The following is a 26,649-nucleotide window of genomic DNA, read 5'->3' on the forward strand; positions in this document are numbered from 1 at the left end:
AGTAAGACTTCTGGCTTGTTTAGGTTCAATTCGCGTTTTATACCGCTTTTACTTCAATCACACCACCGGCAATCAAATTCGCTTCTGAGGCTGCTTTGATCATTTTGGTACGTTTGGTTCTATCAATCACATCACCAACTAACTGACCACATGCGGCATCAATATCATCACCACGAGTCTTACGAACGGTTACTGTGTAGTTGTATTCCATCAGCGTTTTTTGGAAGCGGTCAATACGAGAGTTGCTTGGCTTCTTGTATGGCGAACCCGGGTAAGGGTTAAATGGAATCAGGTTGATCTTACATGGCGTATCTTTCATCAGCTCAGCAAGTTCACGCGCATGGTCCATATCATCATTCACATGATCCAATAGAACGTACTCAACCGTCACTTTACCGCGGTTAGCATTTGAAGATGCAATGTAACGACGAACAGACGCTAGGAAGTCTTGAATATCCCAACGATCGTTGATCGGCATGATTTGGCTACGAAGTTCATCGTTTGGCGCGTGTAGAGAAATAGCCAGTGCCACATCGATGTTGTCAGTCATTTGGTCAAGGCCAGAAACAACACCAGAAGTTGATACAGTTACACGACGTTTAGACAGTGCGAAGCCTAGGTCATCAAGCATGATTTCTAATGATGGCATTAAGTTTTTCATGTTCAATAGAGGCTCGCCCATCCCCATCATTACGACGTTAGTAATTGGACGACGACCTGTTTCTTTCTCTAGGCCGATTTCACGAGATGCACGCCAGATTTGGCCAACAATCTCTGAAACTTTTAGGTTACGGTTGAAGCCTTGTTGAGCTGTAGAGCAGAACTTACATTCAAGTGCACAACCAACCTGTGAAGATACACACAGCGTCGCACGGTCACCATCTGGGATGTATACCGTTTCAACGTCTTGGTCGCCAACGCTCATTGCCCATTTAATTGTGCCATCTGAAGAGTGTTGAGCTTCAGAAACAACAGGTGCAACAATCTCACAACGACGTTGAAGTTTTTCACGCAGTTTTTTGTTGATGTTGTTCATCTGTTCGAAGTCATCGACACCGAAGTGATAAATCCACTTCATCACTTGCTCTGCTCGAAACGCTTTCTCATTCAGTTCTTCTGTGAAAAATTTACGAAGACCTTTACGATCAAAATCGAGTAGATTGACTTTAGCTGTGGTCATGATGCCTCTCAATGACGGAACAATAATTAAGGGCGCGAATTGTACAGGCTTTACGCAACTTCAACAAGCACTGTAAAACCCTGTGTTTATTAAGACATTAAAAGTTAAGCGATTAAAAATTGAACAACTCTATTTATTGGCCTGATATTACCCAATTTAAAGAAAAGATTCCCGATTACGCTCTCCGTCGCTTTCGGGAATGACGACTAAATTAATTATCGAGAACGCAAAGTCCACTTACAAAAAAGGCCTCACCGAAGTGAAGCCTTTAGAATCATTTGCTGTGCCGATTATTGAGCTGGACGCGGGCAAATTTCAGATTCTGGGAAGAAGAATTCGATTTCGCGAGCTGCAGACTCAGGGCTGTCGCTGCCGTGTACTGAGTTGTAACGCATGCTGATTGCGTAGTCAGCACGGATAGTGCCGCACGCCGCTTCTTCTGGGTTAGTTTTACCCATAAGTTCGCGGTAACGAGCAATTGCGTTTTCGCCTTCAAGCACTTGAACCATGATAGGACCAGAAGTCATGAACTCTTTTAGCGGACCAAAGAATTCTTTACCTTCATGTTCTGCGTAGAAGCCACTCGCTTGCTCTTCAGTAAGACGAACCATCTTAGCAGCAATAATTTCTAGGCCTGCTTTTTCGATACGGTGGTAGATTTCACCAACAAGGTTACGCTTAACTGCATCTGGCTTAACAATTGAGAACGTTCTTTCTAGAGCCATAGGGATTCCTTCACTTCATTTTTTTGTTATTAAATACTGAAATTACTTAGATCTTTCGATCTGAGCTTTAGGAATGAGCGACACCGAAATACCGCTCACTCTTATTATTATTTTGCTTGGTCAACAAGAAGACGAGCGAGTGTGCGAACCCCCATACCCGTTGCACCTGCAGCCCATTTATCACTTGCTGATTTACGGTAAGTACCCGCGCAATCCATGTGAATCCAACCTTTTTTGTAGTCATCTACAAAGTAAGAAAGGAACGCAGCTGCTGTACTTGCACCTGGCGTGTAATCACCCGTGCTGATGTTTGAAAGATCAGCAAAGTTTGAAGGCAACATACCACGGTGGAAATCAGCAAGAGGCAGTGGCCATAGGCCTTCTTTCTCTTGGTTTGCCGCTGTTAGCGCTTGGTGAGAAAGCTCATCGTCGAAACTTAGTAGTGCGTGGTAGTCGTTACCTAGTGCATTTTTAGCCGCGCCCGTTAGCGTTGCACAGTCGATGATAAGCTCAGGGTTTTGTGCACTTGCGTACATCAGACCATCAGCAAGCACCAAGCGGCCTTCCGCATCGGTGTTCATGATCTCAACTGTCTTACCATTTTTGTAAGTAATGATGTCGCCAAGCTTCAATGCGCGACCAGAGATCATGTTCTCTGCACAACATAGGATAAGCTTGATGCGCTTGTTCAGACCGCGTTCAATCGCTAGACCTAAGCCACCAGTGATGGTTGCTGCGCCGCCCATGTCAGCCTTCATAGCTGTCATGAATTGACCTGGCTTGATGCTGTAACCGCCTGAGTCAAAAGTAATACCTTTACCCACTAGACAAGCAAACACCGGTGCGTTTTCGTCACCTGTTGGGTTGAAGTCCAATTGCAGCATTGCTGATGTACGCTCAGAGCCACGGCCTACCGCGTAGATGCCTTCCCAACCTTCAGTTAGGAGATCTTTGTCTTTAACGATTTTTGCTTTTACTGTGCCCGCTGGCGCCACTGATTTGATGTATTCAGCAGCCATTGTCGCTAGTTGACGAGGAGCCACTTCTTCAGCCGTTTTGTTGATAATGTCACGCGTCCAATCAGTAGCACGGATGCGAGCTTCTAGCTCAGCTTGGTCGGCTTCTGAAAGTGCATCCCATTCCAATGCATTCTTTTTCTTTGGTCCACGGTAGCCTTGGTAAAAAGCCCAAACGCTTTCTAGATCCCAACCTTCACCACGAAGTGAAACGAATGCGATACCTTGTCCGTCAAGCGTACGACCAGCACGTTGAACCGCGCCTAGATCGTGGCCTTCACCAATGTGAATTGTCGCTCCCGCTTCTGAGAACGATAAAATAGCTCTTGCTCCCCACTGAGGCTGGGCAGCTTCTTGACTTAAAAATACTGACATCTGTGTAGACATGATTTCTCCTTGTCACGAACCACTTTGAGTGTGTGATTCTGATTATTTTTTATTAGCGCACTGATGTTAGCATTATGTAGGAGGAAAATGTCATTTTGATAAAAAAACGGACCATAAGGTCCGCTTTTTTTGGTAAGAATTGTTAACTTGGCTGCGTTTTATATTGGAGTGATTCCAACCCGCGACCAAATCATTAGATGAGATGATTAATCCATCTCATCCATCCAACACAAAATAATAGCCTCTAAGATTTTTTCATTCGAGTGGTTAGGCTCGTCATCAAACTCTTCAAGGTCTAGCACCCATTGATGCAAATCGGTAAAACGTACCGTTTTAGGATCAGTATCAGGGTACAAATCACATAGCTCAATTGCGATGTCTCGCGAATCAATCCACTTCAAGCTCATAACACTTCCTTATATTTATTAGCGACGCTTGGTCACCTTTATGATCTATATTCTAGGCCAGTTTTGTTAAACCGTTATCTCAGTCATGGCGAAACCACCATGACTGTAGAGAAGTTCTTAGTGATCTTCAGACGCTAGGTTCAATGTGTACTTTGGAATCTCTACTACAAGATCTTCATTAGCCACTTTTGCTTGGCAGCCAAGGCGAGATTCCATCTCTAAGCCCCATGCTTTATCTAGCATGTCGTCTTCTAGGTCGTCACTCTCTTCTAAAGAATCGAAACCTTCACGAATCACAACGTGACATGTTGTACATGCACACGATTTTTCACATGCGTGTTCAATACCAATACCGGCCTTCAATGCAACATCAAGAACCGTCTCACCAGTTTTTGCTTCTAAAACAGCGCCTTCTGGACATAGATCTTCGTGAGGTAAAACAATAATCTTTGGCATGTTTATCTATTCTCTAACTATTAAATATTATCGACTGACTGACCTGACAGTGCAGCACGAATTGATTTATCCATACGACGAGAAGCAAAGTCTTGGCTTGCTTTGTCGGTATTCTTAATTTCTACTTCAATGGCATCAGCGCTGTCGCCATTGCGCACTTCGATGAGTGTTTCAATCGCTTGTAGCAGCTGCTGCTTTTCTTGTTCGTTAAGCAGTTCGTCGCCGTCAGCTTGCATCGCAGCAATAAGGCCTTCGATAACGCGATCCGCTTCTACGCGTTGTTCAGCAAGAGCACGCGCTTGCATGTCTTCTTTGGCGAACGTCATTGAGTCTTTTAGCATGTTCGCAACTTCATCATCGCTTAGGCCGTAAGAAGGCTTAACTTGGATTTCAGCTTGAACACCCGTGCTCTTCTCCATAGCCGTAACTGATAGCAGGCCATCAGCATCAACTTGGTAAGTCACTCGAATATGCGCCGCGCCTGCAGCCATTGGTGGAATGCCTTTTAGAGCAAAACGAGCCAGTGAACGACAGTCGTCAACCATTTCACGTTCGCCTTGCACGGTATGCACTGTCATTGCAGTTTGACCGTCTTTGAACGTGGTAAATTCTTGCGCGCGAGCGACAGGGATCGTGGTATTACGAGGGATGATCTTTTCGACCAAGCCACCCATAGTTTCGATACCGAGCGATAACGGAATAACGTCCAGAAGTAGCATTTCAGAGTCTGGCTTGTTGCCAACTAGGATGTCTGCTTGAATTGAAGCGCCAATCGCAACCACTTCATCAGGGTTAATGCTGGTTAACGGCGTGCGACCGAAGAAGTCACCAACCATTTCACGTACTAGCAATGTACGAGTAGAACCACCCACCATCACGACTTCTAGAACTTCGTCAGCGTCAACGTCTGCATCTTTCAAAGCACGACGGCATGAAAGCAATGTTTTCTTCACAAGTGGCTTGATGATGTTTTCAAACTCTTCGCGAGTTAACGAGCCAGACCAACCTAGCACTTCAACATCAACACTGTCAGATGCTGATAAAGCAATCTTAGCTTCTGTCGCTGCATCAAGAAGAATACGGTTCTGTTCTGCTGTTAGCTCTGATAAGCCCATTTGCTCTTGGAAGTGATCAGCTACTAGATGGTCAAAGTCATCGCCGCCTAGTGCAGAGTCGCCGCCTGTTGCTAGCACTTCAAAAACACCCTTAGATAGGCGTAGGATAGAGATATCAAACGTACCGCCACCTAAGTCGTAAACAGCGATAACACCCTCTTTACCTGAATCCAAGCCGTAAGCAATCGCTGCCGCAGTAGGTTCATTAAGAAGACGTAACACGTGAAGACCAGCAAGTTGCGCCGCGTCTTTCGTACCTGCACGCTGTGCATCATCAAAGTACGCAGGAACGGTAATCACAGCACCAGCTAGATCGCCACCTAATGTTGACTCAGCACGTTGACCTAGCGCTCGCAGAATGTCTGCAGAGACTTGAATAGGGTTCTTGTTACCTTGCTCTGTACGAATCACAGGCAGACCATTATCACTTTCTTCAAACTGATATGGCAGAGACGGGTATCGCTGTTGGATATCTGACAATGAACGACCGATTAATCGCTTCACCGAGATAATGGTATTTTTAGGATCAGTCTGTGCATTTGCACGTGCTTCATCGCCAGTTGTATATGACTCTGACGTATAGTGAACAACGGAAGGCAGAATACTGCGACCTTGTTGATCAACGAGCGTGCTCGCCTCACCACTGCGTACTGCCGCAACCAATGAGTTTGTTGTACCTAAATCAATACCCACTGCAAGCTTGTGCTGGTGAGGAGCGGCGCTTTGCCCTGGTTCTGCAATCTGAAGTAGTGCCATGGATGTGTCCTTGTTATACAAACTAGCCGATCAGACGATCTTCAACTAATTCGATTTCATTCTTTAATTTTGCAATAAACTTAAGCTTTCTTACTCGGTCTGCAGCTTCTAGCCAAGCTTCGCTGTCGAGTTCTTGTTGGATAGCACTTAATTGTTGTTTATACATTTTGCTAACCTTGCCTTCAAATGCAAATAGCGCATCTTCAGGATCAGAACTGTCGGTGATGTCTTCCAGCTCTTCACGTAATTCCATTTGCTCCATCAGGAACATAGGATCTTGCATGGTCTGCTGCTCGCCGCGAATATCCTCACCATGTTGCACTAACAGGTATTCAGCTCGGCTGATTGGATTCTTCAACACCTGGTACGCATCGTTAATTTGCGCAGCTTTTTGCACGGCTAATAGGCGATCACGCTCAGAAGCTGTGGCAAATTTATCAGGGTGGAATTGGCGTTGCAGATCTCTAAACTGAGAAGAAAGAAGGCTACCATCCAGTTGAAACTGAAGTGGTAGCCCAAATAATTCGAAATGATTCATGTAACGGTGGTCCTAAGTTTAGGCTCTTTAAATAGAGCCTAATTTTATTCTTCGCTCACTATAAACGCTCAACGATTGAGGCGTTTATACATTGAAGCTCTCACCACAACCACATTCGCCTTTCGCGTTCGGGTTGTTGAATTCAAAACCTTCGTTTAGGCCTTCTTTTACGTAATCAAGCTCAGTACCGTCTAGGTAAACGAGGCTCTTTGGATCAATGATGACCTTAACACCTGAATGCTCGAACACTTCGTCTTCTTCGTTAAGCTCGTCAACGAATTCCAGTACATACGCCATACCCGAACAGCCAGTAGTTTTTACCGCTAAGCGTAACCCGATACCTTTACCTCGGTTATCTAGGAAAGCTTGAACTCGGCTTGCTGCCGTATCTGTCATGGTAATGGCCATACTACAACCTTGTGTTTTATATAAATTGAGAACTCAGGGGGAGCACAAAGGGTGCTCCCAAATATTACTTTTTTGAAGTGATTACGTTGTAGAAGCGATTAGTGCTTCTTTTTGTAATCCGCAACTGCTGCTTTGATTGCATCTTCAGCAAGAATTGAACAGTGAACTTTCACTGGTGGTAATTCTAGTTCTTCTGCAATTTCAGAGTTTTTGATAGCCGCTGCTTCATCAATGCTTTTACCTTTAACCCACTCAGTTACTAGTGAGCTAGAAGCGATTGCGCTACCGCAACCGTAAGTCTTGAATTTTGCGTCTTCAATAATACCTTCAGCAGATACTTTGATTTGCAGTTTCATTACGTCACCACAAGCCGGTGCGCCAACCATGCCGCTACCTACACTTGGGTCTTCTTTATCAAACGAACCTACGTTACGTGGGTTTTCGTAGTGATCAATTACTTTTTCGCTATATGCCATGATAGTTACCTCGAATCCTCTATTTCCGTGAGATTAGTGATGAGCCCACTCAACAGTGTTCAAATCAATCCCTTCTTTATACATATCCCATAGAGGAGACATGTCGCGTAATTTGTTTACCGCTACACGAATTTGTGCAATCGCGTAGTCGATTTCTTCTTCCGTTGTGAAGCGGCCGAATGAGAAACGTACTGAGCTGTGTGCCAGTTCATCGTTCAAACCAAGAGCACGTAGAACGTATGAAGGCTCAAGGCTTGCTGACGTACATGCAGAACCTGATGATACTGCTAGGTCTTTTAGAGACATAAGCAGAGACTCACCTTCAACGAAAGCGAAGCTCACGTTTAGGTTGTGTGGTACACGTTGGTCTAAGTCACCGTTTACCGTTACCGCTTCTAGATCTTGAACACCTTTCAATAGGCGCTCACGAAGTGCTAGTGCGTGATCGTAATCTTTCTGCATGTCTTGCTTAGCAACAGCACAAGCTTCGCCCATACCCACGATTTGGTGAGTAGCAAGCGTACCTGAACGGAAACCACGCTCATGACCGCCACCGTGCATTTGTGCTTCAAGACGAATACGTGGCTTACGACGAACGTAAAGTGCACCGATACCTTTAGGGCCATACATTTTGTGAGCTGAAAGTGAGATTAGGTCAACTTTCATCTCTTGTACGTCTAGTGGGATTTTACCCGCAGACTGAGCCGCATCAACGTGGAAGATGATCTTGCGTGAACGACATAGTTCGCCGATTGCAGAGATATCTTGGATTACACCAATCTCGTTGTTAACGTGCATGATAGAAACTAGAACAGTGTCTTCACGCATTGCAGCTTGTAGCTTGTCTAGATCGATGATGCCGTTTGCTTCTGGCTCAAGGTAAGTTACCTCAAAACCTTCACGCTCTAGTTGGCGACATGGATCAAGAACCGCTTTATGTTCTGTTTTGCACGTAATTACGTGCTTACCTTTTTTCTCGTAAAAGTGCGCTGCACCTTTAATAGCAAGGTTATCTGACTCTGTAGCACCAGAAGTGAAAACAATTTCACGTGGGTCTGCATTTAGTAGGTCAGCAATTTGCTCACGAGCATTATCTACTGCTTCTTCTGCCTGCCAGCCGTAACGGTGTGAACGAGATGCAGGGTTACCGAAGTTACCGTCCATCGTCATGCACTGAACCATTTTCTCAGCAACTCGTGGATCGACTGGGCATGTAGCTGAATAGTCAAAGTAAATAGGCAGTTTCATTTTCTACTCCAATGTAAAAACTGACCGCTAAGAGCGGGCATTAACACCGTGAGGTGCTGCACTAATCGTTGTAGTGCTCGTATTTTTATGTGCAAAACCATTATTAACCGCAAGATCGATATCTTGACGATCAGAAATTTCTAAAACTTCGTTATCTTTCATTAGCTCACCGAGCGTAATGTCGTTTAAGAAGCTGCTGATTCGGGAGCTTAAATCACGCCATAGAGTGTGAGTTAAACAACGACTACCACCTTGGCAATCTGCTCGACCGTGACACTTAGTCGCATCCACTGATTCGTCTACTGCTGCAATCACAGTTCCGACAGCGATGTCGCTCGCTTCAGCACCTAAACGGTAACCACCACCAGGGCCGCGAACACTAGCAACTAAGCCAGCTTTACGTAACTTAGAAAAAAGTTGCTCTAAGTAAGATAACGAGATGCCTTGTCGCTCTGAAATATCAGCCAGAGGAACTGGGCTTTTTTGCGAATGCAGTGCTACATCTAGCATAGCTGTTACCGCATATCTTCCTTTAGATGTAAGTTTCATATCACACCGTATCCACATTGTTTATGTGGTTGGAATCTTCCCATACCCGACTAAATTGGTCAAGTATTTAGTTGACTATTTTAGTCAGGTATTCACCCTTAACTATTGTATGGGCTTTATTTATCGTTTTTGCTCTTCTCAATCGAAGTCAAAATACCGCGAAGTGTGTTGATTTCTTGGAGTTCTGGACGAGCACGGCTAAATAGACGACGTAGCTTGTTCATCACCTGACCCGGCTTATCCTTAGAGATAAATTGGGTATCGATGATCACTTTTTCAAGGTGTTCGTAGAACATTTCTAGTTCGTCGTGACGTGGGTACTCATCTTGTTGCTGTGGCTGATATTGGCTAGCGACCATATCAAGGTGTGCAACACGTACTTCGTAGCTTAATGTCTGTACAGCCATTGCTAGGTTTAGCGAGCTGTATTCTGGGTTAGCTGGAATACATACATGGTAATGACACTTCTGCAGCTCATCATTAGTTAAGCCAGTACGCTCACGGCCAAAGACTAATGCTACTGGGTGCTTCTGACCTTCAACTGCAAACTTTTCACCACACTCGCGAGGCTCAAGCATTGGCCATTCAAGCGTACGAGAACGAGCACTTGAACCCACAACCAAACCGCAGTCTTTTACTGCTTCTTCAAGAGTAGAAACAATCGTCGCGTTTTCTGCGATGTCACCTGCACCAGCAGCCAGTGCTAAGGTCTGCTCGTCAACTTCACATTGAGGGTCTACAAGAACTAATTGACTCAAACCCATCACTTTCATTGCGCGAGCTGCTGATCCGATATTTCCCGAATGAGACGTACCAACCAGAACGACTTTTACATTGTCTAACATGCTATATGACACCACTTTAAAAATAATCGCGAGATATTAACACATAGCAAAGTAAAATGGTCAGACCCTTCGCGGAATGTGAAACCAAGAGTTCAAAAAATAACCACTTCCCTTTTGGTAAAACTTTGGTATACTCGCCGCCGCTTTAAATTGTTCTTTAACATCTTGTGGGAAAAACCATATGCATCCAATGCTAAACATTGCGATACGCGCTGCGCGTAAAGCTGGCAACCATATTGCTAAATCTCTAGAAACAACTGATAAGATCGAAACGTCTCTAAAAGGTAACAACGATTACGTTACTAACATTGCTCAAGAAGCTGAGTACATGATCATTGAGACAATCAAAGCATCTTACCCAGAGCACAGCATTATTTCTGAAGAGAAAGGCCTGACTGAAGGTAAAGACTCTGACGTACAATGGATCGTTGACCCACTAGATGGCACCAACAACTTTGTAAAAGGTTTCCCTCACTTCTCTGTATCTATCGCTGTTCGCATGAACGGTCGTACAGAAGTTGCTTGTGTTTATGACCCAATGCTAAACGAGCTATTCACAGCTCAACGTGGCGCTGGCGCTCAACTTAACAACGCTCGTATGCGTGTTACTCAACTTAAAGACCTTCAAGGTACTGTTCTAGCGACTGGTTTCCCATTCAAGCAAAAACAACACTCTGAATCTTTCATGAAGATCATCTCTGGTCTATTCATCGACTGTGCTGACTTCCGTCGTACAGGTTCTCCTGCTCTTGACCTATGTTACCTAGCTGCTGGCCGTGTTGATGGTTACCTAGAACTAGGCCTTAAGCCATGGGATCTAGCAGCTGGCGACCTAATCGCTCGTGAAGCTGGTGCTATCATGACTGACTTTGCTGGCGGTACTGATTACATGACGTCTGGTAATGTTGTTGCTTCAAGCGCACGTGGTGTTAAGTCTATTCTTAAGCACGTTCGTGAGAACGCTAACGAAGGTATGCTGAAGTAATTCAGGCCTTACGTTGAAGCTCTCTTATTTAAGAAAGCATAAGAATTTCAAAGCCTCGCAATCGCGAGGTTTTTTTGTATCTGCGATACGAGATACGAGATACGAGATACGAGATACGAGATACGATCAGGACATCTCTTAGTGAACTGAAGTTCAACACACATCAACGCTAAATTGTATTGAGTTTCCCTAGAATACAGACGTAAAAAAACCGCTAGTTGCCTAGCGGTTTTTTTTTGTTTAGCGAAACCTATTAAGCCAAGGCCTAAGGCATTTCGTCAAACTCTTCGCCTTCTTTTTCCACTTGTGGTGGCATTAGGTGCTCACGCGTAATACCCAACTTCATAGCTAGTGCAGATGCAACGTAGATAGAAGAGTAAGTACCAACCGTAATACCTAATAGAAGTGCGGTTGCGAAGCCGTGAATCATAGCGCCGCCCTGAACGAACAGTGCGATAACTACGAACAACGTAGTACCAGAAGTGATCAATGTACGGCTCAATGTTTGTGTAATTGAGCTGTTCAGTACTTCAGGTGCTTCACCTTTACGCATCTTACGGAAGTTCTCACGGATACGGTCGAATACAACGATGGTATCGTTGAGGGAGTAACCGACTACCGTCAGCAAGGCTGCTACGATGGTCAGGTCTACCTCAATTTGCATTAGAGAGAACACACCAAGTGTGATGATAACATCGTGCGCAAGTGCTAATACCGCACCCGCTGCCAAACGCCATTCAAATCGCACTGATACGTAGATCAAGATACAGATAAGAGAAACTAGGATAGCAAGGCCACCCGCTTCTGTTAGTTCGTCACCCACGTTAGGACCAACGAACTCGATACGACGCATTTCAACTTGCTCACCAGTACCGCTCTCAATAGCAGAAAGGATCTGGTTACCAAGTGTCTCGCCCGCTACGCCATCACGTGGACGTAGACGAACCATTACATCACGAGCTGAACCGAAGTTCTGTACCGTTGCATCACCAAAGCCTTCGGCTTCTAGTGCACTTCGGATATCAGGAAGGTGTGCTGGTTGTTCAAAGCCAACTTCAATCAGAGTACCGCCAGTAAAATCTAGACCCCAGTTCAACGATTTCGTTGTTAGGGTGAAGATAGCAGTACCAATCATCAAGATAGAAAAAACAAAGGCAACCTTTGACCAACGCATAAAGTCGATCATTTTGTCTGCTTTTAGAATCTGAAACATATTAATTCCTAGCCTTAGATCGACAGTTTTTTAACGCGTTTGCCGCCATACATCAGGTTCACGATACAACGTGTTCCGACAATAGCTGTAAACATTGAAGTCAAGATACCGATAGACAGCGTTACCGCGAAGCCTTTAATCGCACCAGTACCCACAGCAAATAGAATGATTGCTGTTAGTAGTGTGGTGATGTTGGCATCGGCGATGGTACTGAATGCGTTCGCGTAACCTTGGTGAATCGCTTGTTGTGGACTGCGTCCATCTCGAAGCTCTTCACGTATACGCTCAAAGATCAGAACGTTCGCATCAACCGCCATACCGACAGTTAATACGATACCGGCAATACCTGGCAGGGTCATGGTTGCCCCCGGAATCATCGACATCACACCGATGATCAACACCAAGTTAGCCATTAGTGCAACGTTCGCAATCAGACCAAAGCTACGGTAGTAAAGCAGTGTAAATAGCATTACTGCAGCCATACCCCAAACCATCGCCATGATACCCATATCGATGTTTTGTTGACCCATAGATGGACCAATCGTACGTTCTTCGACAATCGAGATAGGTGCAATTAGAGCACCAGCACGCAGTAGAAGTGCCAAGTTATGAGCTTCAGCCGTTGAGTCGATACCAGTAATACGGAAGTTACGACCAAGTGCAGACTGAATCGTCGCTTGGTTAATCACTTCTTCGTGCTTACTTAAGATCACTCGGCCTTCAGGTGTTTTACGACCGCTGTCTTTGTACTCTGCAAATACCGTTGCCATTAGCTTACCGATATTTTGACGAGAGAACGCAGACATCTTGCTACCACCTTCGCTGTCTAGCGAGATGTTAACTTGAGGACGACCATATTCATCAACACTTGAGCTTGCATCAGTAATACTTGAACCGCCTAGGATAACGCGCTTCTTAAGTACCACAGGGCGACCATCACGATCTTGCTTGATTTCACTACCCGCAGGGGCACGACCAGAAGCGGCAGCGGCTAAATCAGCACTGCTATCTACTTCACGGAACTCAAGTGTCGCCGTCGCACCAAGAATTTCTTTAGCACGAGCCGTGTCTTGAACACCAGGCAATTCCACTACGATACGGCTAGCGCCTTGACGTTGAACCAAAGGCTCAGCAACACCAAGTTCGTTCACACGGTTACGTAGAATGGTAATGTTTTGCTCTACCGCATAGTTGCGGATTTCTTGAAGACGAGTCTCTGTGAAGCTAGCAACCAAAGAGAAACGACCGTTAGATTCAGAATCTACAAACGTCATGTCTTGGTGCTTAGATTGCAGTAGCGATTTCGCTTCAGCAAGCTGCTCTGCATTACGTAGAATCACTTCAACCGCATCTTTACCAGATGGGCGAATTGCACGGTAACGGATTTTCTCTTCACGAAGTTCGCTACGGAACGCTTCTTCTTGTTGGCCAACCAGCTTTTGCATCGCAGCGTCCATATCCACTTCCATCAAGAAGTGAACACCACCACGTAGGTCAAGACCAAGCTTCATTGGTGCAGCACCAATAGATTCAAGCCAATCAGGGGTTGAAGCTGCTAAGTTTAAAGCAACGATTACATCTTCATCTAATGCTTCAGTGATGACATCACGGGCACTAATTTGAGAGTCTGTATCGTTAAAGCGAACAAGAATGGAACCGTTTTCTAGAGCAACGGATTTAGTAGAAAGGTTTTCAGCTTCAAGAGCATTGGTGACAGCATCCAGCGTAGACATATCTACAGAGGCGCCACGCGCCCCTGTAACTTGAACTGCCGGATCTTCACCGTATATATTCGGAAGTGCGTACAACGCAGCGATGGCGATAGTAAACACCACCATCAGGTACTTCCATAACGGGTAACGGTTTAGCACAGCGAGGATCCTCTAGCTGTTTATAGAGATTTCAGAGTACCTTTTGGTAGCACTGCTGTAACGAAGTCTTTCTTGATAACTACTTCGTTGTTTGCATTCAGTTCGATAGCAACGTAGTCGCTGTCTTCTGCAATCTTAGTGATCTTGCCGATTAGGCCGCCGCTTGTAAGAACTTCATCACCTTTGCCCATAGAAGACATAAGGTTCTTGTGCTCTTTAACACGCTTAGCTTGTGGACGGTAGATCATGAAGTAGAAGATCACAGCGAACATACCTAGCATGATAAGCATTTCGAAACCGCCGCCTGCTGGTGCACCTTCTGCTGCTGCGTGAGCTTGAGAAATAAACATTTAAAACATCCTCTATTTATATTTTCGTAATTGTTTGTCTAATTGGGTTGCATCCCTTTATTTTCAAGCCCCATCACTCGGAAGAGAGATAGGGCTCGCAAAAAAAGAAATACTAAGATTCTTTACCTAGTGGTGGCACTTCACGCCCCATTCTTGCGTAGAACTCTGCAACGAACTCTTCAAAGCGGTCTTCATCGATAGACTGACGAATGTCTGACATTACTCGTTGGTAGAAACGCAGGTTATGAATCGTGTTCAGTCGAGCACCTAGGATTTCGTTACAACGATCCAAATGGTGTAAGTACGACTTGCTGTAGTTCTTACAAGTGTAACAGTCACACTCTGAATCTAGTGGTGTTGTATCGGTTTTATGCTTCGCATTACGGATCTTGATCACACCTTCAGTCACAAACAGGTGGCCGTTACGTGCATTTCGCGTTGGCATTACACAGTCAAACATGTCGATACCACGACGAACACCTTCAACTAGGTCTTCTGGTTTGCCTACGCCCATTAGGTAACGTGGCTTATTTTCAGGTAGTTGAGGACATGTGTGTTCAAGAATACGGTGCATGTCTTCTTTTGGTTCGCCTACTGCTAGACCACCAACTGCGTAACCATCAAAACCAATTTCAGTTAGGCCTTTAACAGATACATCACGAAGGTCTTCGTACACACCACCTTGAACGATACCGAATAGTGAGTTCGGGTTTTCAAGTTTGTCGAAGTGGTTACGTGAACGCTCAGCCCAACGAAGAGACATCTCCATTGAGTCTTTTGCTTCTTTGTGTGTCGCTGGGTAAGGCGTACACTCGTCAAAGATCATTACGATGTCTGAACCTAAGTCTTTTTGGATTTCCATAGACTTCTCTGCGTCCATGAAGATCTTGTCACCGTTTACAGGGTTACGGAAGTGAACACCCTCTTCAGTGATCTTACGCATTGCACCTAGGCTGAATACTTGGAAGCCGCCTGAATCAGTCAGGATAGGACCGTGCCAGTTCATGAAATCATGCAAGTCGCCGTGCATCTTCATGATTTCTTGACCAGGACGTAGCCATAGGTGGAATGTGTTACCTAATAGAATTTCAGCGCCTGTGTCTTTCACTTCTTCAGGTGTCATACCTTTTACAGTACCGTAAGTACCTACAGGCATGAATGCTGGGGTTTCAACGGTACCGCGTTCAAACTGAAGTTGACCACGACGTGCGCCGCTATTAGTTTTTTTAAGTTCGTATTTTAATTTCACGAAGCCTCCAATATGCCAGAGAAACAATCTGACTGTTAATTCAGAACCTTAAGCCAAACAAAAGCTCAGTCCAGTGGGTTCTATGAGGAGCGGTCGCGTATTCCTTGCGAGAGATTAGACAGACACCCTGCCCGACTCCTAGCTTACTGCTAGCACCCGTAAATTCTTATGTATACCGCTTATAACTAGCTTAAATTAGCTTGTTTTCTTATTGATGAACATGGCATCACCGTAGCTGAAGAAACGATATTCGCTCTTCACTGCGTGATCATATGCGCCCATCACGTTGTCGTAACCTGCAAATGCACTCACCAACATAATTAGCGTTGATTCTGGTAAGTGGAAATTGGTAATCAAACAATCCACCAACTGGTATTCGTAGCCAGGAAAAATGAAGATTTCAGTATCACCAAAGAACGGCACTAACTCTGTACCTTTCTTCAGGGCATCTTGCGCAGCACTTTCTAATGAGCGAACCGATGTTGTACCAACCGCAATAATGCGTCCGCCACGCGCTTTAGTCGCTGCAACAGCATCAACCACTTCTTGTGGTACTTCAACGTACTCAGCATGCATGTGGTGATCATTGATGTTGTCTACTTTAACGGGCTGGAATGTGCCAGCGCCAACGTGAAGCGTCACGTAAGCAAATTCAACACCTTTCTCTTTCATGTCAGCCATTAGCTTGTCATCAAAATGAAGACCCGCTGTTGGAGCGGCAACCGCACCCGGCTTCTCATTATAGACGGTCTGGTAACGCTCTTTATCTGCGTCTTCATCTGGACGATCAATATAAGGAGGTAGCGGCATATGGCCAACACTGTTCAGAATTTCTAAAACGCTCTGGTCAGATGTGAAATGGATTTCAAATAACGCGTCATGTCGCGCTACCATTTCAGCTTCATACTCATCGTTCTCGCCAAGGAACAACTTAGTGCCCGGCTTAGGTGATTTAGAACAACGAACATGCGCTAGAATACTTTTCTCATCAAGCATACGCTCAACCAGCACTTCAAGCTTACCACCTGATGCCTTGCGACCGAATACACGAGCAGGAATCACGCGCGTATTATTGAAAACAACAAGATCGCCTGGCTCAACCAAGTCTAAAACGTCTTTAAACGAACCATCTGTCAGGTTGCCATTATTGCCGTCTAATTTAAGCAGGCGGCTTGCTGTACGCTCTTCTTGAGGGTAGCGAGCAATAAGTTCATCTGGTAGGTCAAAGTGAAAATCTGAAACTTGCATGTGTCTAGTCTTGTCTTAGTTGATGAGATTTGTGCTGTTGACGAATAATAAATCGTTGTCGCTAATCAATCGTTACAGTAAGTAAACCGTTACCGTAAACAAAGCGCAAACACGACTAAAAATTTCGCAGTGGGCTAGTATAGGCACACGAGCCGCAATAGCAAGGTTTACAGCTATGGATTATTGTAAAGAGGCGTAAATAATGCTACCGATTCACCGCTTCAAGTTAGAGAATTAGTTGCATAAAACTCCCCCAAAAATGCGCCAGCTCTCAGTTATTTTTTGGATAAAAAACTATAGTGATAGCAACAAATAAAAAATAAGGAGGTTCGTATGATCAAGGTTGAAGATATGATGACTCGCAACCCTCATACTCTATTGCGCTCACACTCACTGGCCGATGCAAAGCACATGATGGAAGCGCTTGATATCCGCCATATCCCAGTCGTCGATGCCGACAGAAAGTTGCTTGGTGTGGTTACTCAGCGAGATGTTCTCGCAGCCCAAGAATCCAGCCTACAAAACATCCCACAAGCTCAATCTTTTACCCTTTCAACACCACTTAACGACATCATGCACAAAAGCGTTATGTCGGTAGAACCACGTGCAGGATTAAAAGAATCAGCTATTTATATGCAAAAACACAAAGTGGGCTGTTTACCCGTCGTCGATAACCACGAACTAGTCGGCATTATCACTGACAGCGACTTCGTCACAATCGCGATTAATTTGCTAGAGCTCCAGGAAGAAGTAGAACCGGAAGAAGCTGAAGTGGATTAACCGTTGAGTATGCAAAATAAAGAGCGGCTTACATAGCCGCTCAAAGGTAGATTTTTATCTATTCGTACACTGAGATTTTAAAGCAACTCAGAAACCACATCGGCTAACTGATGAAATGTTTCTCGGCGTGATGAGCTTGGACGCCAAACAAGGCCTATATCTCGATACGCTTGCTGGCCTGGAGGATCGATAACCACCAGGTTTTGATTTTCAAGCAAGCCGTGATCAATCGCCATTTGCGGGATAAAGGTGGTTCCTAACCCATTAGCTACCATTTGCACCAATGTGTGCAAGCTAGTTGCTGTGAACGGGTTAATCTTCTCTTTGTCGGTTAACTTACACGCTGATACTGCGTGTTCGGTTAAACAGTGCTCGTTCTCCAACAAGAATACAGACTCGTCTGGCAGGTCATCGTATTTAATAGGGACACGAATACCGTCAGCTTGATTGCGACTTATAACCATACGGAAAGGGTCTTGCCCAACCACCTTACTCTCCATATTGTCGATATCGACAGGCAAAGCCAAAATCAACACATCTAATTCACCATGGCGCAGTGCTGCGAGTAAGTTCGTTGTGGTGTCTTCGCGTAACAGGAGATTTAGCTGAGGAAAGCGTTGGTTAGCTTCTTGTACTAAATCACACAAAAGAAATGGTGCAATGGTAGGAATACACCCTACTCGCAGCTGACCTTGCATCGCATCCCCATTACATAGGTTTCCAAGTTCAACCAAGTCTTGCCCTTTCGCCAATAACTCTCGGCCATGCTTCACCACCAGCTCTCCCGCTTGAGTAAAAACAAGTGGACTCTTTTTATCTTTCTTCTCATATAGAGGACAACCGATAAGCTCTTCTAGGTTTTGGATACCTTTACTTAGCGTAGATTGGCTAACAAAACAGCGATCAGCGGCGTCGCTAAAGTGGCGTGTTTCGTGAAGAGTAACAAGATAGTGAAGTTGCTTAAGACTTGGCCATTTATTCATGAAATTACTTTGTAATATGAGTAGGATAAGTTACACGAAGGTCACAAGACCTGAGAAAAGGACAAAGAATAAGCTTATCGCTTTTTTCGATGAACTTAATCTATTTAATTCGCTTTTTTCTATAGTACCGATTGTACTATAGTTTGTCGCGTAGAAACGGAGCCCAAACAAAGATGTGTTGGGCCAACTAATTTTTTAGGAGATTCCAAAATGGTACTAGTAGGTCGTCAAGCCCCTGACTTTACTGCAGCAGCTGTTCTAGGTAACGGTGAGATCGTTGATAACTTCAACTTCGCAGAATTCACTAAAGGTAAGAAAGCGGTTGTTTTCTTCTACCCACTAGACTTCACTTTCGTTTGTCCTTCAGAGCTAATCGCTTTCGACAACCGTCTTGAAGATTTCCAAGCTAAAGGCGTTGAAGTAATCGGTGTTTCTATCGATTCTCAATTCTCTCACAACGCATGGCGTAACACTGCTATCGCTGACGGCGGTATCGGTCAAGTTAAATACCCTCTAGTTGCTGACGTTAAGCACGAGATCTGCAAAGCATACGATGTTGAGCACCCAGAAGCAGGCGTTGCTTTCCGTGGTTCTTTCCTAATCGACGCTGACGGTCTTGTACGTCACCAAGTAGTTAACGATCTTCCACTAGGTCGTAACATCGACGAAATGCTACGCATGGTAGACGCACTAAACTTCCACGAGAAGAATGGTGAAGTTTGTCCTGCACAATGGGAAGAAGGTAAATCAGGTATGGACGCATCTCCAAAAGGTGTTGCAGCATTCCTATCTGAGCACGCTGACGACCTAAGCAAGTAATTACATTCTTAAGCCCGCCTCAACACGGGTGAATGGTTGGATGACTCTCTATAAAGAGAAATAAAGCATAAGCTACAGCGCAAAGCGCACCGCCAATCAGTTAAGAAGTAAAGTCTTATTCAAAGCCCGAAGTTAACGCTTCGGGCTTTTTGCATCTATTGCTTCAACAAGGGTTTATTCCTGGCTCATCTCCACTATGAATAGGGGTAACTGCAAAGCGAAACTTTACCTCTATTTTCCTCTATTGCTACCTATTCAGAATCGTCTCAAGATTGCTATGATTTCCAAAGTCTCAATTTGAACGAGTAAAATAGCATGAACATCGAAATTGAAGTTTGTATCGATAACCTAGAATCTCTACACAATGCCCTAGAAGGCGGAGCAAATCGTATTGAGCTCTGCTCTTCACTAGCACTTGGTGGGTTAACTCCCAGCTTCGGAATGATGAAGCAAGCCGCTCGCATCTCATCGGTCCCCGTTTATGCAATGATTCGACCAAGACAAGGCGACTTCATCTTCGATAATGACGACGTGATGTGCATGCTTGATGATATTCAAGCCGCTGCCGATGCTGGTTTAGATGGTGTGGTATTAGGTGTGCTTACCGCTCAAGGTGAAATAGACATGGTTGCTATGAAAGCACTAACCTCAAAAGCCCACCAGCTAAAACTTGGCGTGACCTTTCACCGTGCTATCGACCAACTTAAGGATTACCAAAAAGCTCTAGAACAGATTATCGAACTTGGTTGTGAACGTGTTTTAACTTCAGGCCTAGCGAGCAGCGCAGAGCAAGGTAAAGACACTCTTAAAGAGATGGTAGCACTCAGCCAAGGAAGATTGGATATCATGGCTGGGGCTGGCGTCACCGCTGACAATAGCCGAGAAATCTTTGAGCACACAGGTGTTCAAGCGCTACATCTATCTGGCAAGTCGACAAGACCAAGCCTAATGACACAAGCCTCTCAAGCTCAGATGGGGCACGATAACGTAGACGACTACTCAATCCCAGTAACGAGCACGGCAAAGATTCAAGCTCTGATCGCATCCCTCAGCAAATAGATAAGCACCGAGATCTGAAATAACTGAGATGACTGATTATGATAGTGAGAAGACACGCTCAGGTGTCACTGAAAGGAAAACGGCGACAGGCTTAAGTTTAGGTGGTGCTTACGTGTATCAAGCGAATTCAGTATTAGCCGTGAGAGCTGGCGGAGACATAAATATTTTTGATCACAATAAGACTTTCGTACCTTATAACACCACCATCAATCTCAACCTAGGGGCAATCATACGCTTCTAGATTGATTAGGTTTTAAGATAGGAAAGCTATCGTAAAACGTCATCTAGGCTTTGTTCTCCTAGGTGACGAACATCTTTGCCTTTTACAAAGTAGATGATGTATTCACAAATATTTTGACAACGATCCCCTACACGCTCAATAGCTCGTGCAGACCACATCACTTGTAAGATGTTAGGAATATTCTTCGGATCTTCCATCATATAAGTCATTAACTGGCGAATCACAGCTTCGTATTCAGCATCAAGCTTGTCGTCGAGTTTATGTACCTCAGCCGCCGCATCTACATCCATTCGTGCAAACGCATCCAAAACCTGATGCAGCATGGTGATCGCTTGTCGGCATAAAGGTTCCAAAGACACATGGAACTTTTGTTCTTTAGTCGAAGGGATCTCGATAGCACCTTGCGCTATTTTAGAAGCAACGTCACCAATACGTTCCAGATCAGTAATGGTCTTGATGATCGCCATAATCAAACGCAAATCTTTAGCTGTTGGCTGACGCTTAGCAATAATTCGCGTACACGCCTCATCAATCGACACTTCCATCGCATTTACTTTATGGTCGTCACGAATGACTTTTTTGGCCAACTCTAGATCATCTTTATGAAGCGCTTGCATCGCAAAAGAAAGCTGCTGCTCCACTAACCCGCCCATAGTAAGTACATGAGTACGGATAGACTCTAATTCAACATTGAATTGTCCTGAGATGTGGCGACCAAAATGCATGTCAGCTCCTTAAAGAAATGAATTAAGCCGTTTACATAAGAGTGGCTCAGCTCTATATGGCGCGAACGATCGCGTTAGCCATATCTACCAGTAATGTAGTCTTCCGTTTGATTTTTCAATGGCGACGTGAATATTGAATCCGTATCTGAGTACTCGATCAATTTTCCCATATGAATAAACGCAGTGTGGTCACTTACACGAGCGGCCTGTTGCATGTTATGGGTCACGATCACCACGGTATATTGCGTTTTTAGATCGTTGATCAGCTCTTCAATCGTTAGAGTAGAAATCGGATCCAAGGCTGATGTTGGTTCATCTAGCAAAAGCACTTCCGGCTCAATTGCCACCGCACGAGCGATGACCAAACGCTGTTGCTGACCGCCCGATAAACCAAAAGCATTTTCATGTAAGCGATCTTTCACTTCATCCCATAACGCCGCGGCACGTAATGAACGCTCAACGGCATCATCTAAGTCACGGCTGTTACTCACGCCTTGTAACCTCAACCCATAAACCACATTTTCATAAATCGATTTAGGGAAAGGATTCGGACGTTGGAATACCATGCCAACACGACGTCGTAAGGTCGCGACATCCACCTTAGGATGGTAAACGTTATTACCGTACAGTTTCACCTTGCCAGAGACTCTACAACCTTCGACAAGATCGTTCATACGATTAATACAACGAAGTAGTGTCGATTTGCCACAACCTGAAGGGCCGATAAAAGCCGTCACCTGCCCTTTCGGTATCGCCATTGAGATATCATCAAGCGCCTGAGCTTCTTTATAGTATAGATTCAGGCCCTCAATAGAGATGGCTGTTTGCTCTTCGGTTAGGTTGTGCACATCTAAAGGTGCTTGATAACCCAAGGTTTCATTAATTGAAAACATCTTAATCTTGTCCTAAGGTTCGGTACTTTTCACGCAAGTTATTTCGAATGTTAATTGCCGTTAAGTTCAACCCAACAATCACGGTAACCAACAAAAATGACGTTGCGTACACCAGCGGTCTTGCTGCCTCTATGTTTGATGTTTGGAAGCCCACATCATAGATGTGAAAACCTAAATGCATAAATTTTCGGTCGAGGTGCACATACGGGAACTGCGCATCGACAGGTAAACTCGACGCTAATTTCACTACACCCACCAGCATTAATGGGGCCACTTCTCCCGCAGCACGAGCCACAGCCAAAATAAGCCCAGTAATAATCGCAGGGCTCGCCATAGGTAACACGATTCGCCACAATGTTTCAGATTGGGTTGCGCCCAAAGCTAAAGAACCGTGTCTCACAGAGCTTGGGATTCGAGTTAAGCCTTCTTCGGCGGTCACAATAACGACAGGCAATGTTAACACAGCCAGCGTTAATGCCGACCACAACAGGCCTGGCGTGCCAAACGTCGGAGCAGGTAAACGCTCTGCATAGAATAACGAGTCTATCGAACCACCAATGGTGTAAACAAAAAAGCCTAAGCCAAAGACACCATAAACGATGGATGGCACACCCGCTAAGTTTATGACTGCTATGCGAATCAAGCGAGTTAGCGCATTGTTTTTTGCGTATTCATGTAGATAAATAGCAGCAATGACACCAAGCGGCATCACGACAATCGACATGATAAGCACTAAGAGTACCGTACCGAAAATTGCAGGGAACACGCCACCTTCAGAGTTGGACTCTCTAGGATTTTCAGATAAGAACTTCCAAACTTGCTCGCACCAATGCAGCACTTTCTCTGGGTAGGTCATCTGATTAGGGAACCAGAAATCTAAAATCTCACTCAATGGAATCTCGACGACTTTGCCTGTCATATCTTCAACAATCAGAGCATCAAGGTTGAGCTGCTGCCTTAGAGAGTCTAGTTGATACTCTCCAGAGGCGAGTTCACGCCCTAAAGCCAAACGTTTAGACTCCAGCTCTTGTCGCTCTTGTTCGGATAGGTTGTCATTAAGCTCTTTTTTACGCTTTTCTAAACGTAACTGCTCCAATGACCAACTAGTCGTTCGAACCGTTTGGTTTACGATCTTTTGAATTTCATCACGTAGCGTATCGGCGTGAGTTAAACCTTTAACCAATTCTTTCTCGATGTCATCGGTTAGAACACCGTCTGCACTCCTAAAGCCAATCGGTTTTCCGAAAAAGTAGCCACCGCGGCTGCGCTCGATCACAGCCCACTCTTGTGGCGTCGTCGGTTCTTTCAGGTTCACCTCAAGAATTGACACAAAGTCTGCAGGGTACAATTCACGGTTAGCGATCTTGATACTCAGACGTCGAACTAACCCTTTATCGATAATCTCTTGCGGCAGTTTTTTATCTTGCACATTCGACAGTTGCTCAACCGGAATGTATTTACGTTCGTAAAGTTGGCCAATTAAACGGTTCTTCGCCATCTCTTTATGTTGAAATGGCACATTGGCAAGGCTCTCTGTTTCATTCACTTGCCACTGATAAAGAGGCGCAGGCCAGAAATAGGTCAACCCTTTCCAACCAATAAACAAAATCAGGCCAAGTACCGACAGCATACTAATACTAACGGTACCACCAGTTAGCCATATCCAAGGAGATCCCGATTTAATCCACTTAAACATGAAGAAACTCTCTTACTGGTTGCGATTGACGATTCAGATAAAAATTATAAAGCACGGTATTTATCTCGCAGCCTTTGTCTTACCCATTCCGCAATCGAGTTAACGGCGAAGGTAAAGACGAATAGAAGTAACGCAGCTAAGAACAGCAATCTAAAGTGAGGGCTGCCCACCTCGGATTCAGGAAGCTCAACCGCAATCGTCGCAGATAGTGTTCGCATCCCCTCAAGAATATTCCAATCCATAATAGGCGTATTACCGGTCGCCATTAACACGATCATGGTCTCACCAACCGCTCTACCCAAGCCCATCATTATTGCTGAGAAAATACCGGGACTCGCAGTAAGCAGCACGACATAAATCAGAGTTTGCCAAGGCGTGGCGCCTAGTGCCAAAGAACCGTCCGACAAGTGTTTAGGCACAGAGAAAATAGCATCTTCTGCGATAGTAAAAATGGTCGGTATAACCGCGAAACCCATCGCGAAACCAATCACGAGCGCGTTACGCTGATCAAAATCGATTCCGTGGTGATTTAAGAAAAGTTTGATATCACCAGCAAACAGTAGTGATTCAATTTTCCCACCAAAGTTAAGCACGACCACTGTCGTTACAATCAACACAGGAACCAGAATAAGCGCGTGCCAACCATTAGGGAAGCGGCTCACCCAATCATGTGGTAAGCAATACCAAATTAAACCAACAACCAGAGTACTAAGAGGCAACACCAATAGCAGTGACACAATGGCAGTTAAATGCGTTTCCACGATAGGAGCAAACCATAAGCCCGCAATAAATCCGATGATAACGGTCGGCAATGCTTCCATTAATTCAATCGAAGGTTTTACCACTCGACGCATCTTAGGTGTCATAAAGTAAGCGGTATAAATGGCGCCAAGTACCGCAATAGGCACCGCGAACATCATTGCAAACAGCGCCGCTTTAAGCGTACCAAAAGTTAGAGGAACTAAGCTGAACTTACCTTCAAAATCATCATTCGCAGAAGTGGATTGCCACACATACTGAGGCTCTGGGTAGCTCTCGTACCACACTTTTTTCCATAGCGACGAAAAGGATATCTCTGGGTATGGGTTGTCGACCAATGCAAGACTAATAACGCCATCACTCAGTGTTGCGAGATGAAGCTCATTGGCAGACATAGCCGCAAGTTGTGGCGACTTCTTGTAAGCTTTTTCAAACAGAGATAATTTTTCACTGGTCGTATAATGGCTTTGAATCGTGCCATTTTGGTAGAAGCTGTAAAAGCCTTTGCGATACGTATCAGGCAGTAAGAATTGAACCTCTGAAGGCAGCTTAAAGTCTCGAATGTGAGTCAAGTTACGCTGCTCATTGCTCAATACATCAAACCATTGAGAAACTCGCCCATCAAAATGGCTTACAAGTAGAGAATAAGCACCAGATAACAAGTCTATATTTTTTACGGCATGCTGCTCATCACCTAAACTTAAATCGATCACTTCTCGAACCGAGAATTTGTTCGCTTCCGTGGTGAGAACCGTCAGGTCAGAGGCGTTTCGAAGATACAAAGTATGCCCGTTGGGTGTCATTAAAAGCTGGTCTTGCTGACCAAACTCTTTAGATAACCATTGAGAATTAATCTCTGAGTATTCGCCTATTAGCGATGCTTGATACCATTTCACCAAAATGCGTTTATTGGATAACTGAGCCACCAGCGTCAGGTGATTATTGTCAGTCGCAAATGTTAGCTTCTCAATGCTCAAGCCATCACCCAACGCAATGCCATCTAAAAATTCAAATGGTTGGCTTTTGGGTTGAAGGTAATTAATTCGAGGGCTAGCGGCTTGCCCTTTTACGGCAAGAGGCTTTGAAAATTCCGGTTGAAACAACTGAACTTGGCCTTGGCGGTTAGCAAAAGCAAACCAATTATCTGCTGGCGTACTTCGAGCAAACGCGACCGAGTCTTGAATAATGGATTCAGAAAAGTACGGCGTAGATTGGGAGTTATCGAGAGTCCAATAATCGACAGAACCATCACGGTCGATCACTAACGCATGTTGGCCATACTCATCGATCGTCATTGCGATCGGATCTTGCACGATCACAGGTTGGACTTTTTGATCGGTCTCTAAACTTGAGTCAGCGAAGATCGGAAGAATGACCATCGCTAGATAAATAAAGATCAGAACAAGTGCCGCCAGCACGCTCACACCGCCTAATGTCACTGCAAAACGCATAAGACGGTCTTTCAACCATCTTTTTTTATCTCGTTTTTTCAATGAAAGTTCGGCTGCGGCCATCTATCTATCTACCTTTTTTGAGCTAATATCATAATATTTCGTTTACATGACAATTATATTACAGCTCACATTAAATAACTGAAAATAATAGTAAGTTTTGTTGAAACTGTAGAGTGAAATAATACCGTAACAAAAACAGCATACTCTGCTCATTTTTA

The 26,649-nt window shown here is 44.7% G+C and carries 26 protein-coding genes and 1 pseudogene; 5 read left to right on the forward strand and 22 right to left on the reverse strand.

Translation table 11 applies throughout. The features are described 5' to 3' along the window. Positions 1-37 precede the first annotated feature (37 nt). The 12 genes from L1D22_RS02470 to trmJ form a co-directional block, all read right to left on the reverse strand. Positions 38-1,180 carry a bifunctional tRNA (adenosine(37)-C2)-methyltransferase TrmG/ribosomal RNA large subunit methyltransferase RlmN gene (locus L1D22_RS02470; RefSeq protein WP_017629861.1) on the reverse strand — a complete coding sequence of 381 codons (1,143 nt, stop codon included), beginning with the start codon at positions 1,178-1,180 and terminating at the stop codon, positions 38-40. A 290-nt stretch (positions 1,181-1,470) separates the two neighbouring features. Further along, positions 1,471-1,905 carry a nucleoside-diphosphate kinase gene (gene ndk, locus L1D22_RS02475; protein ID WP_008222758.1) on the reverse strand — a complete coding sequence of 145 codons (435 nt, stop codon included), beginning with the start codon at positions 1,903-1,905 and terminating at the stop codon, positions 1,471-1,473. Between the two features lie 107 nt (positions 1,906-2,012). Further along, on the reverse strand, positions 2,013-3,308 hold the full coding sequence (pepB, locus tag L1D22_RS02480) for an aminopeptidase PepB (protein ID WP_017629862.1): 1,296 nt from the start codon (positions 3,306-3,308) through the stop codon (positions 2,013-2,015). A gap of 206 nt (positions 3,309-3,514) precedes the next feature. Beyond that, complete coding sequence (gene iscX, locus L1D22_RS02485) at positions 3,515-3,715, reverse strand: Fe-S cluster assembly protein IscX (protein ID WP_004740335.1); 201 nt, start codon at positions 3,713-3,715, stop codon at positions 3,515-3,517. A gap of 117 nt (positions 3,716-3,832) precedes the next feature. After that, the gene (gene fdx, locus L1D22_RS02490; RefSeq protein WP_017629863.1) at positions 3,833-4,171 is read right to left on the reverse strand and encodes an ISC system 2Fe-2S type ferredoxin; all 339 of its coding nucleotides are present in this window, start codon (positions 4,169-4,171) and stop codon (positions 3,833-3,835) included. A 20-nt stretch (positions 4,172-4,191) separates the two neighbouring features. Next, entirely contained in the window at positions 4,192-6,042 is a 1,851-nt protein-coding gene (gene hscA / locus L1D22_RS02495) for a Fe-S protein assembly chaperone HscA (protein ID WP_239828590.1), read from the reverse strand. Positions 6,043-6,064: 22 nt separating this feature from the next. Beyond that, positions 6,065-6,580, reverse strand: coding sequence for a co-chaperone HscB (gene hscB, locus L1D22_RS02500; RefSeq protein ID WP_239828591.1), 516 nt, complete (start codon positions 6,578-6,580; stop codon positions 6,065-6,067). 84 nt (positions 6,581-6,664) lie between these two features. Next, positions 6,665-6,988, reverse strand: a complete 324-nt coding sequence (gene iscA / locus L1D22_RS02505) for an iron-sulfur cluster assembly protein IscA (RefSeq protein WP_010440519.1) — start codon at positions 6,986-6,988, stop codon at positions 6,665-6,667. A 98-nt stretch (positions 6,989-7,086) separates the two neighbouring features. Then, positions 7,087-7,464, reverse strand: a complete 378-nt coding sequence (iscU, locus tag L1D22_RS02510; RefSeq protein WP_004735094.1) for a Fe-S cluster assembly scaffold IscU — start codon at positions 7,462-7,464, stop codon at positions 7,087-7,089. 33 nt (positions 7,465-7,497) lie between these two features. Then, a complete protein-coding gene (locus L1D22_RS02515; RefSeq protein ID WP_017629866.1) occupies positions 7,498-8,712 on the reverse strand; it encodes an IscS subfamily cysteine desulfurase in 1,215 nt (404 codons plus the stop codon). A gap of 27 nt (positions 8,713-8,739) precedes the next feature. Continuing rightward, a complete protein-coding gene (gene iscR, locus L1D22_RS02520; protein ID WP_010440512.1) occupies positions 8,740-9,261 on the reverse strand; it encodes a Fe-S cluster assembly transcriptional regulator IscR in 522 nt (173 codons plus the stop codon). 116 nt (positions 9,262-9,377) lie between these two features. After that, positions 9,378-10,106 carry a tRNA (cytosine(32)/uridine(32)-2'-O)-methyltransferase TrmJ gene (trmJ, locus tag L1D22_RS02525; protein WP_123301608.1) on the reverse strand — a complete coding sequence of 243 codons (729 nt, stop codon included), beginning with the start codon at positions 10,104-10,106 and terminating at the stop codon, positions 9,378-9,380. Between the two features lie 181 nt (positions 10,107-10,287). On the opposite strand from trmJ, the gene suhB reads away from it, so the two are divergent. Then, complete coding sequence (gene suhB / locus L1D22_RS02530; protein ID WP_017062520.1) at positions 10,288-11,091, forward strand: inositol-1-monophosphatase; 804 nt, start codon at positions 10,288-10,290, stop codon at positions 11,089-11,091. Positions 11,092-11,356: 265 nt separating this feature from the next. On the opposite strand, the gene secF is transcribed toward suhB, so the two are convergent. From secF to queA, 5 genes are all read right to left on the reverse strand, one after another. Then, the gene (gene secF / locus L1D22_RS02535; RefSeq protein WP_086716169.1) at positions 11,357-12,304 is read right to left on the reverse strand and encodes a protein translocase subunit SecF; all 948 of its coding nucleotides are present in this window, start codon (positions 12,302-12,304) and stop codon (positions 11,357-11,359) included. A 14-nt stretch (positions 12,305-12,318) separates the two neighbouring features. After that, positions 12,319-14,175 (reverse strand): protein translocase subunit SecD, encoded by a 1,857-nt coding sequence (gene secD, locus L1D22_RS02540; RefSeq protein ID WP_123309911.1) that lies wholly within the window; start codon positions 14,173-14,175, stop codon positions 12,319-12,321. Between the two features lie 20 nt (positions 14,176-14,195). Beyond that, a complete protein-coding gene (gene yajC, locus L1D22_RS02545; RefSeq protein WP_010440492.1) occupies positions 14,196-14,525 on the reverse strand; it encodes a preprotein translocase subunit YajC in 330 nt (109 codons plus the stop codon). Between the two features lie 112 nt (positions 14,526-14,637). Next, the gene (gene tgt, locus L1D22_RS02550; protein WP_239828592.1) at positions 14,638-15,774 is read right to left on the reverse strand and encodes a tRNA guanosine(34) transglycosylase Tgt; all 1,137 of its coding nucleotides are present in this window, start codon (positions 15,772-15,774) and stop codon (positions 14,638-14,640) included. A gap of 195 nt (positions 15,775-15,969) precedes the next feature. Beyond that, the gene (queA, locus tag L1D22_RS02555) at positions 15,970-17,022 is read right to left on the reverse strand and encodes a tRNA preQ1(34) S-adenosylmethionine ribosyltransferase-isomerase QueA (RefSeq protein ID WP_176681929.1); all 1,053 of its coding nucleotides are present in this window, start codon (positions 17,020-17,022) and stop codon (positions 15,970-15,972) included. 333 nt (positions 17,023-17,355) lie between these two features. Between queA and L1D22_RS02560 the strand changes: the two genes are divergently transcribed. After that, a complete protein-coding gene (locus L1D22_RS02560; protein WP_239828593.1) occupies positions 17,356-17,802 on the forward strand; it encodes a CBS domain-containing protein in 447 nt (148 codons plus the stop codon). A gap of 77 nt (positions 17,803-17,879) precedes the next feature. Here the strand turns inward: L1D22_RS02560 and L1D22_RS02565 are convergent, their stop codons facing one another. Next, complete coding sequence (locus tag L1D22_RS02565) at positions 17,880-18,785, reverse strand: hydrogen peroxide-inducible genes activator (protein WP_017632986.1); 906 nt, start codon at positions 18,783-18,785, stop codon at positions 17,880-17,882. A gap of 210 nt (positions 18,786-18,995) precedes the next feature. On the opposite strand from L1D22_RS02565, the gene L1D22_RS02570 reads away from it, so the two are divergent. From L1D22_RS02570 to L1D22_RS02580, 3 genes and pseudogenes are all read left to right on the forward strand, one after another. Beyond that, on the forward strand, positions 18,996-19,604 hold the full coding sequence (locus L1D22_RS02570; RefSeq protein ID WP_004740353.1) for a peroxiredoxin C: 609 nt from the start codon (positions 18,996-18,998) through the stop codon (positions 19,602-19,604). A 315-nt stretch (positions 19,605-19,919) separates the two neighbouring features. Beyond that, positions 19,920-20,663 carry a copper homeostasis protein CutC gene (locus L1D22_RS02575; RefSeq protein WP_239828594.1) on the forward strand — a complete coding sequence of 248 codons (744 nt, stop codon included), beginning with the start codon at positions 19,920-19,922 and terminating at the stop codon, positions 20,661-20,663. A 37-nt stretch (positions 20,664-20,700) separates the two neighbouring features. After that, positions 20,701-20,904: pseudogene (locus tag L1D22_RS02580) on the forward strand (hypothetical protein); the annotation flags it as partial. A gap of 26 nt (positions 20,905-20,930) precedes the next feature. Here L1D22_RS02580 and phoU read toward each other — a convergent pair. The 4 genes from phoU to L1D22_RS02600 all read right to left on the reverse strand — a co-directional run bounded on the left by phoU (position 20,931) and on the right by L1D22_RS02600 (position 26,491). Further along, complete coding sequence (phoU, locus tag L1D22_RS02585) at positions 20,931-21,629, reverse strand: phosphate signaling complex protein PhoU (protein WP_239828595.1); 699 nt, start codon at positions 21,627-21,629, stop codon at positions 20,931-20,933. Positions 21,630-21,703: 74 nt separating this feature from the next. Beyond that, positions 21,704-22,522, reverse strand: a complete 819-nt coding sequence (gene pstB / locus L1D22_RS02590) for a phosphate ABC transporter ATP-binding protein PstB (RefSeq protein ID WP_239828596.1) — start codon at positions 22,520-22,522, stop codon at positions 21,704-21,706. A 1-nt stretch (position 22,523) separates the two neighbouring features. Further along, entirely contained in the window at positions 22,524-24,218 is a 1,695-nt protein-coding gene (gene pstA, locus L1D22_RS02595; protein WP_239828597.1) for a phosphate ABC transporter permease PstA, read from the reverse strand. Between the two features lie 44 nt (positions 24,219-24,262). Beyond that, entirely contained in the window at positions 24,263-26,491 is a 2,229-nt protein-coding gene (locus L1D22_RS02600; protein ID WP_239828598.1) for an ABC transporter permease subunit, read from the reverse strand. Between the last annotated feature and the right edge of the window lie 158 nt (positions 26,492-26,649).

The sequence above is a fragment of the Vibrio sp. Isolate34 genome (assembly GCF_022397915.1).
Classification (GTDB): domain Bacteria; phylum Pseudomonadota; class Gammaproteobacteria; order Enterobacterales; family Vibrionaceae; genus Vibrio.

Excerpts from the sequence above, each read along its gene's own strand:
- L1D22_RS02470 (WP_017629861.1), bottom strand. The coding sequence starts at position 1,180 with ATGACCACAGCTAAAGTCAATCTACTCGATTTTGATCGTAAAGGTCTT.
- ndk (WP_008222758.1), bottom strand. The coding sequence starts at position 1,905 with ATGGCTCTAGAAAGAACGTTCTCAATTGTTAAGCCAGATGCAGTTAAG.
- pepB (WP_017629862.1), bottom strand. The coding sequence starts at position 3,308 with ATGTCTACACAGATGTCAGTATTTTTAAGTCAAGAAGCTGCCCAGCCT.
- iscX (WP_004740335.1), bottom strand. The coding sequence starts at position 3,715 with ATGAGCTTGAAGTGGATTGATTCGCGAGACATCGCAATTGAGCTATGT.
- fdx (WP_017629863.1), bottom strand. The coding sequence starts at position 4,171 with ATGCCAAAGATTATTGTTTTACCTCACGAAGATCTATGTCCAGAAGGC.
- hscA (WP_239828590.1), bottom strand. The coding sequence starts at position 6,042 with ATGGCACTACTTCAGATTGCAGAACCAGGGCAAAGCGCCGCTCCTCAC.
- hscB (WP_239828591.1), bottom strand. The coding sequence starts at position 6,580 with ATGAATCATTTCGAATTATTTGGGCTACCACTTCAGTTTCAACTGGAT.
- iscA (WP_010440519.1), bottom strand. The coding sequence starts at position 6,988 with ATGGCCATTACCATGACAGATACGGCAGCAAGCCGAGTTCAAGCTTTC.
- iscU (WP_004735094.1), bottom strand. The coding sequence starts at position 7,464 with ATGGCATATAGCGAAAAAGTAATTGATCACTACGAAAACCCACGTAAC.
- L1D22_RS02515 (WP_017629866.1), bottom strand. The coding sequence starts at position 8,712 with ATGAAACTGCCTATTTACTTTGACTATTCAGCTACATGCCCAGTCGAT.
- iscR (WP_010440512.1), bottom strand. The coding sequence starts at position 9,261 with ATGAAACTTACATCTAAAGGAAGATATGCGGTAACAGCTATGCTAGAT.
- trmJ (WP_123301608.1), bottom strand. The coding sequence starts at position 10,106 with ATGTTAGACAATGTAAAAGTCGTTCTGGTTGGTACGTCTCATTCGGGA.
- suhB (WP_017062520.1), top strand. The coding sequence starts at position 10,288 with ATGCATCCAATGCTAAACATTGCGATACGCGCTGCGCGTAAAGCTGGC.
- secF (WP_086716169.1), bottom strand. The coding sequence starts at position 12,304 with ATGTTTCAGATTCTAAAAGCAGACAAAATGATCGACTTTATGCGTTGG.
- yajC (WP_010440492.1), bottom strand. The coding sequence starts at position 14,525 with ATGTTTATTTCTCAAGCTCACGCAGCAGCAGAAGGTGCACCAGCAGGC.
- queA (WP_176681929.1), bottom strand. The coding sequence starts at position 17,022 with ATGCAAGTTTCAGATTTTCACTTTGACCTACCAGATGAACTTATTGCT.
- L1D22_RS02560 (WP_239828593.1), top strand. The coding sequence starts at position 17,356 with ATGATCAAGGTTGAAGATATGATGACTCGCAACCCTCATACTCTATTG.
- L1D22_RS02565 (WP_017632986.1), bottom strand. The coding sequence starts at position 18,785 with ATGAATAAATGGCCAAGTCTTAAGCAACTTCACTATCTTGTTACTCTT.
- L1D22_RS02570 (WP_004740353.1), top strand. The coding sequence starts at position 18,996 with ATGGTACTAGTAGGTCGTCAAGCCCCTGACTTTACTGCAGCAGCTGTT.
- L1D22_RS02575 (WP_239828594.1), top strand. The coding sequence starts at position 19,920 with ATGAACATCGAAATTGAAGTTTGTATCGATAACCTAGAATCTCTACAC.
- phoU (WP_239828595.1), bottom strand. The coding sequence starts at position 21,629 with ATGCATTTTGGTCGCCACATCTCAGGACAATTCAATGTTGAATTAGAG.
- pstB (WP_239828596.1), bottom strand. The coding sequence starts at position 22,522 with ATGTTTTCAATTAATGAAACCTTGGGTTATCAAGCACCTTTAGATGTG.
- pstA (WP_239828597.1), bottom strand. The coding sequence starts at position 24,218 with ATGTTTAAGTGGATTAAATCGGGATCTCCTTGGATATGGCTAACTGGT.
- L1D22_RS02600 (WP_239828598.1), bottom strand. The coding sequence starts at position 26,491 with ATGGCCGCAGCCGAACTTTCATTGAAAAAACGAGATAAAAAAAGATGG.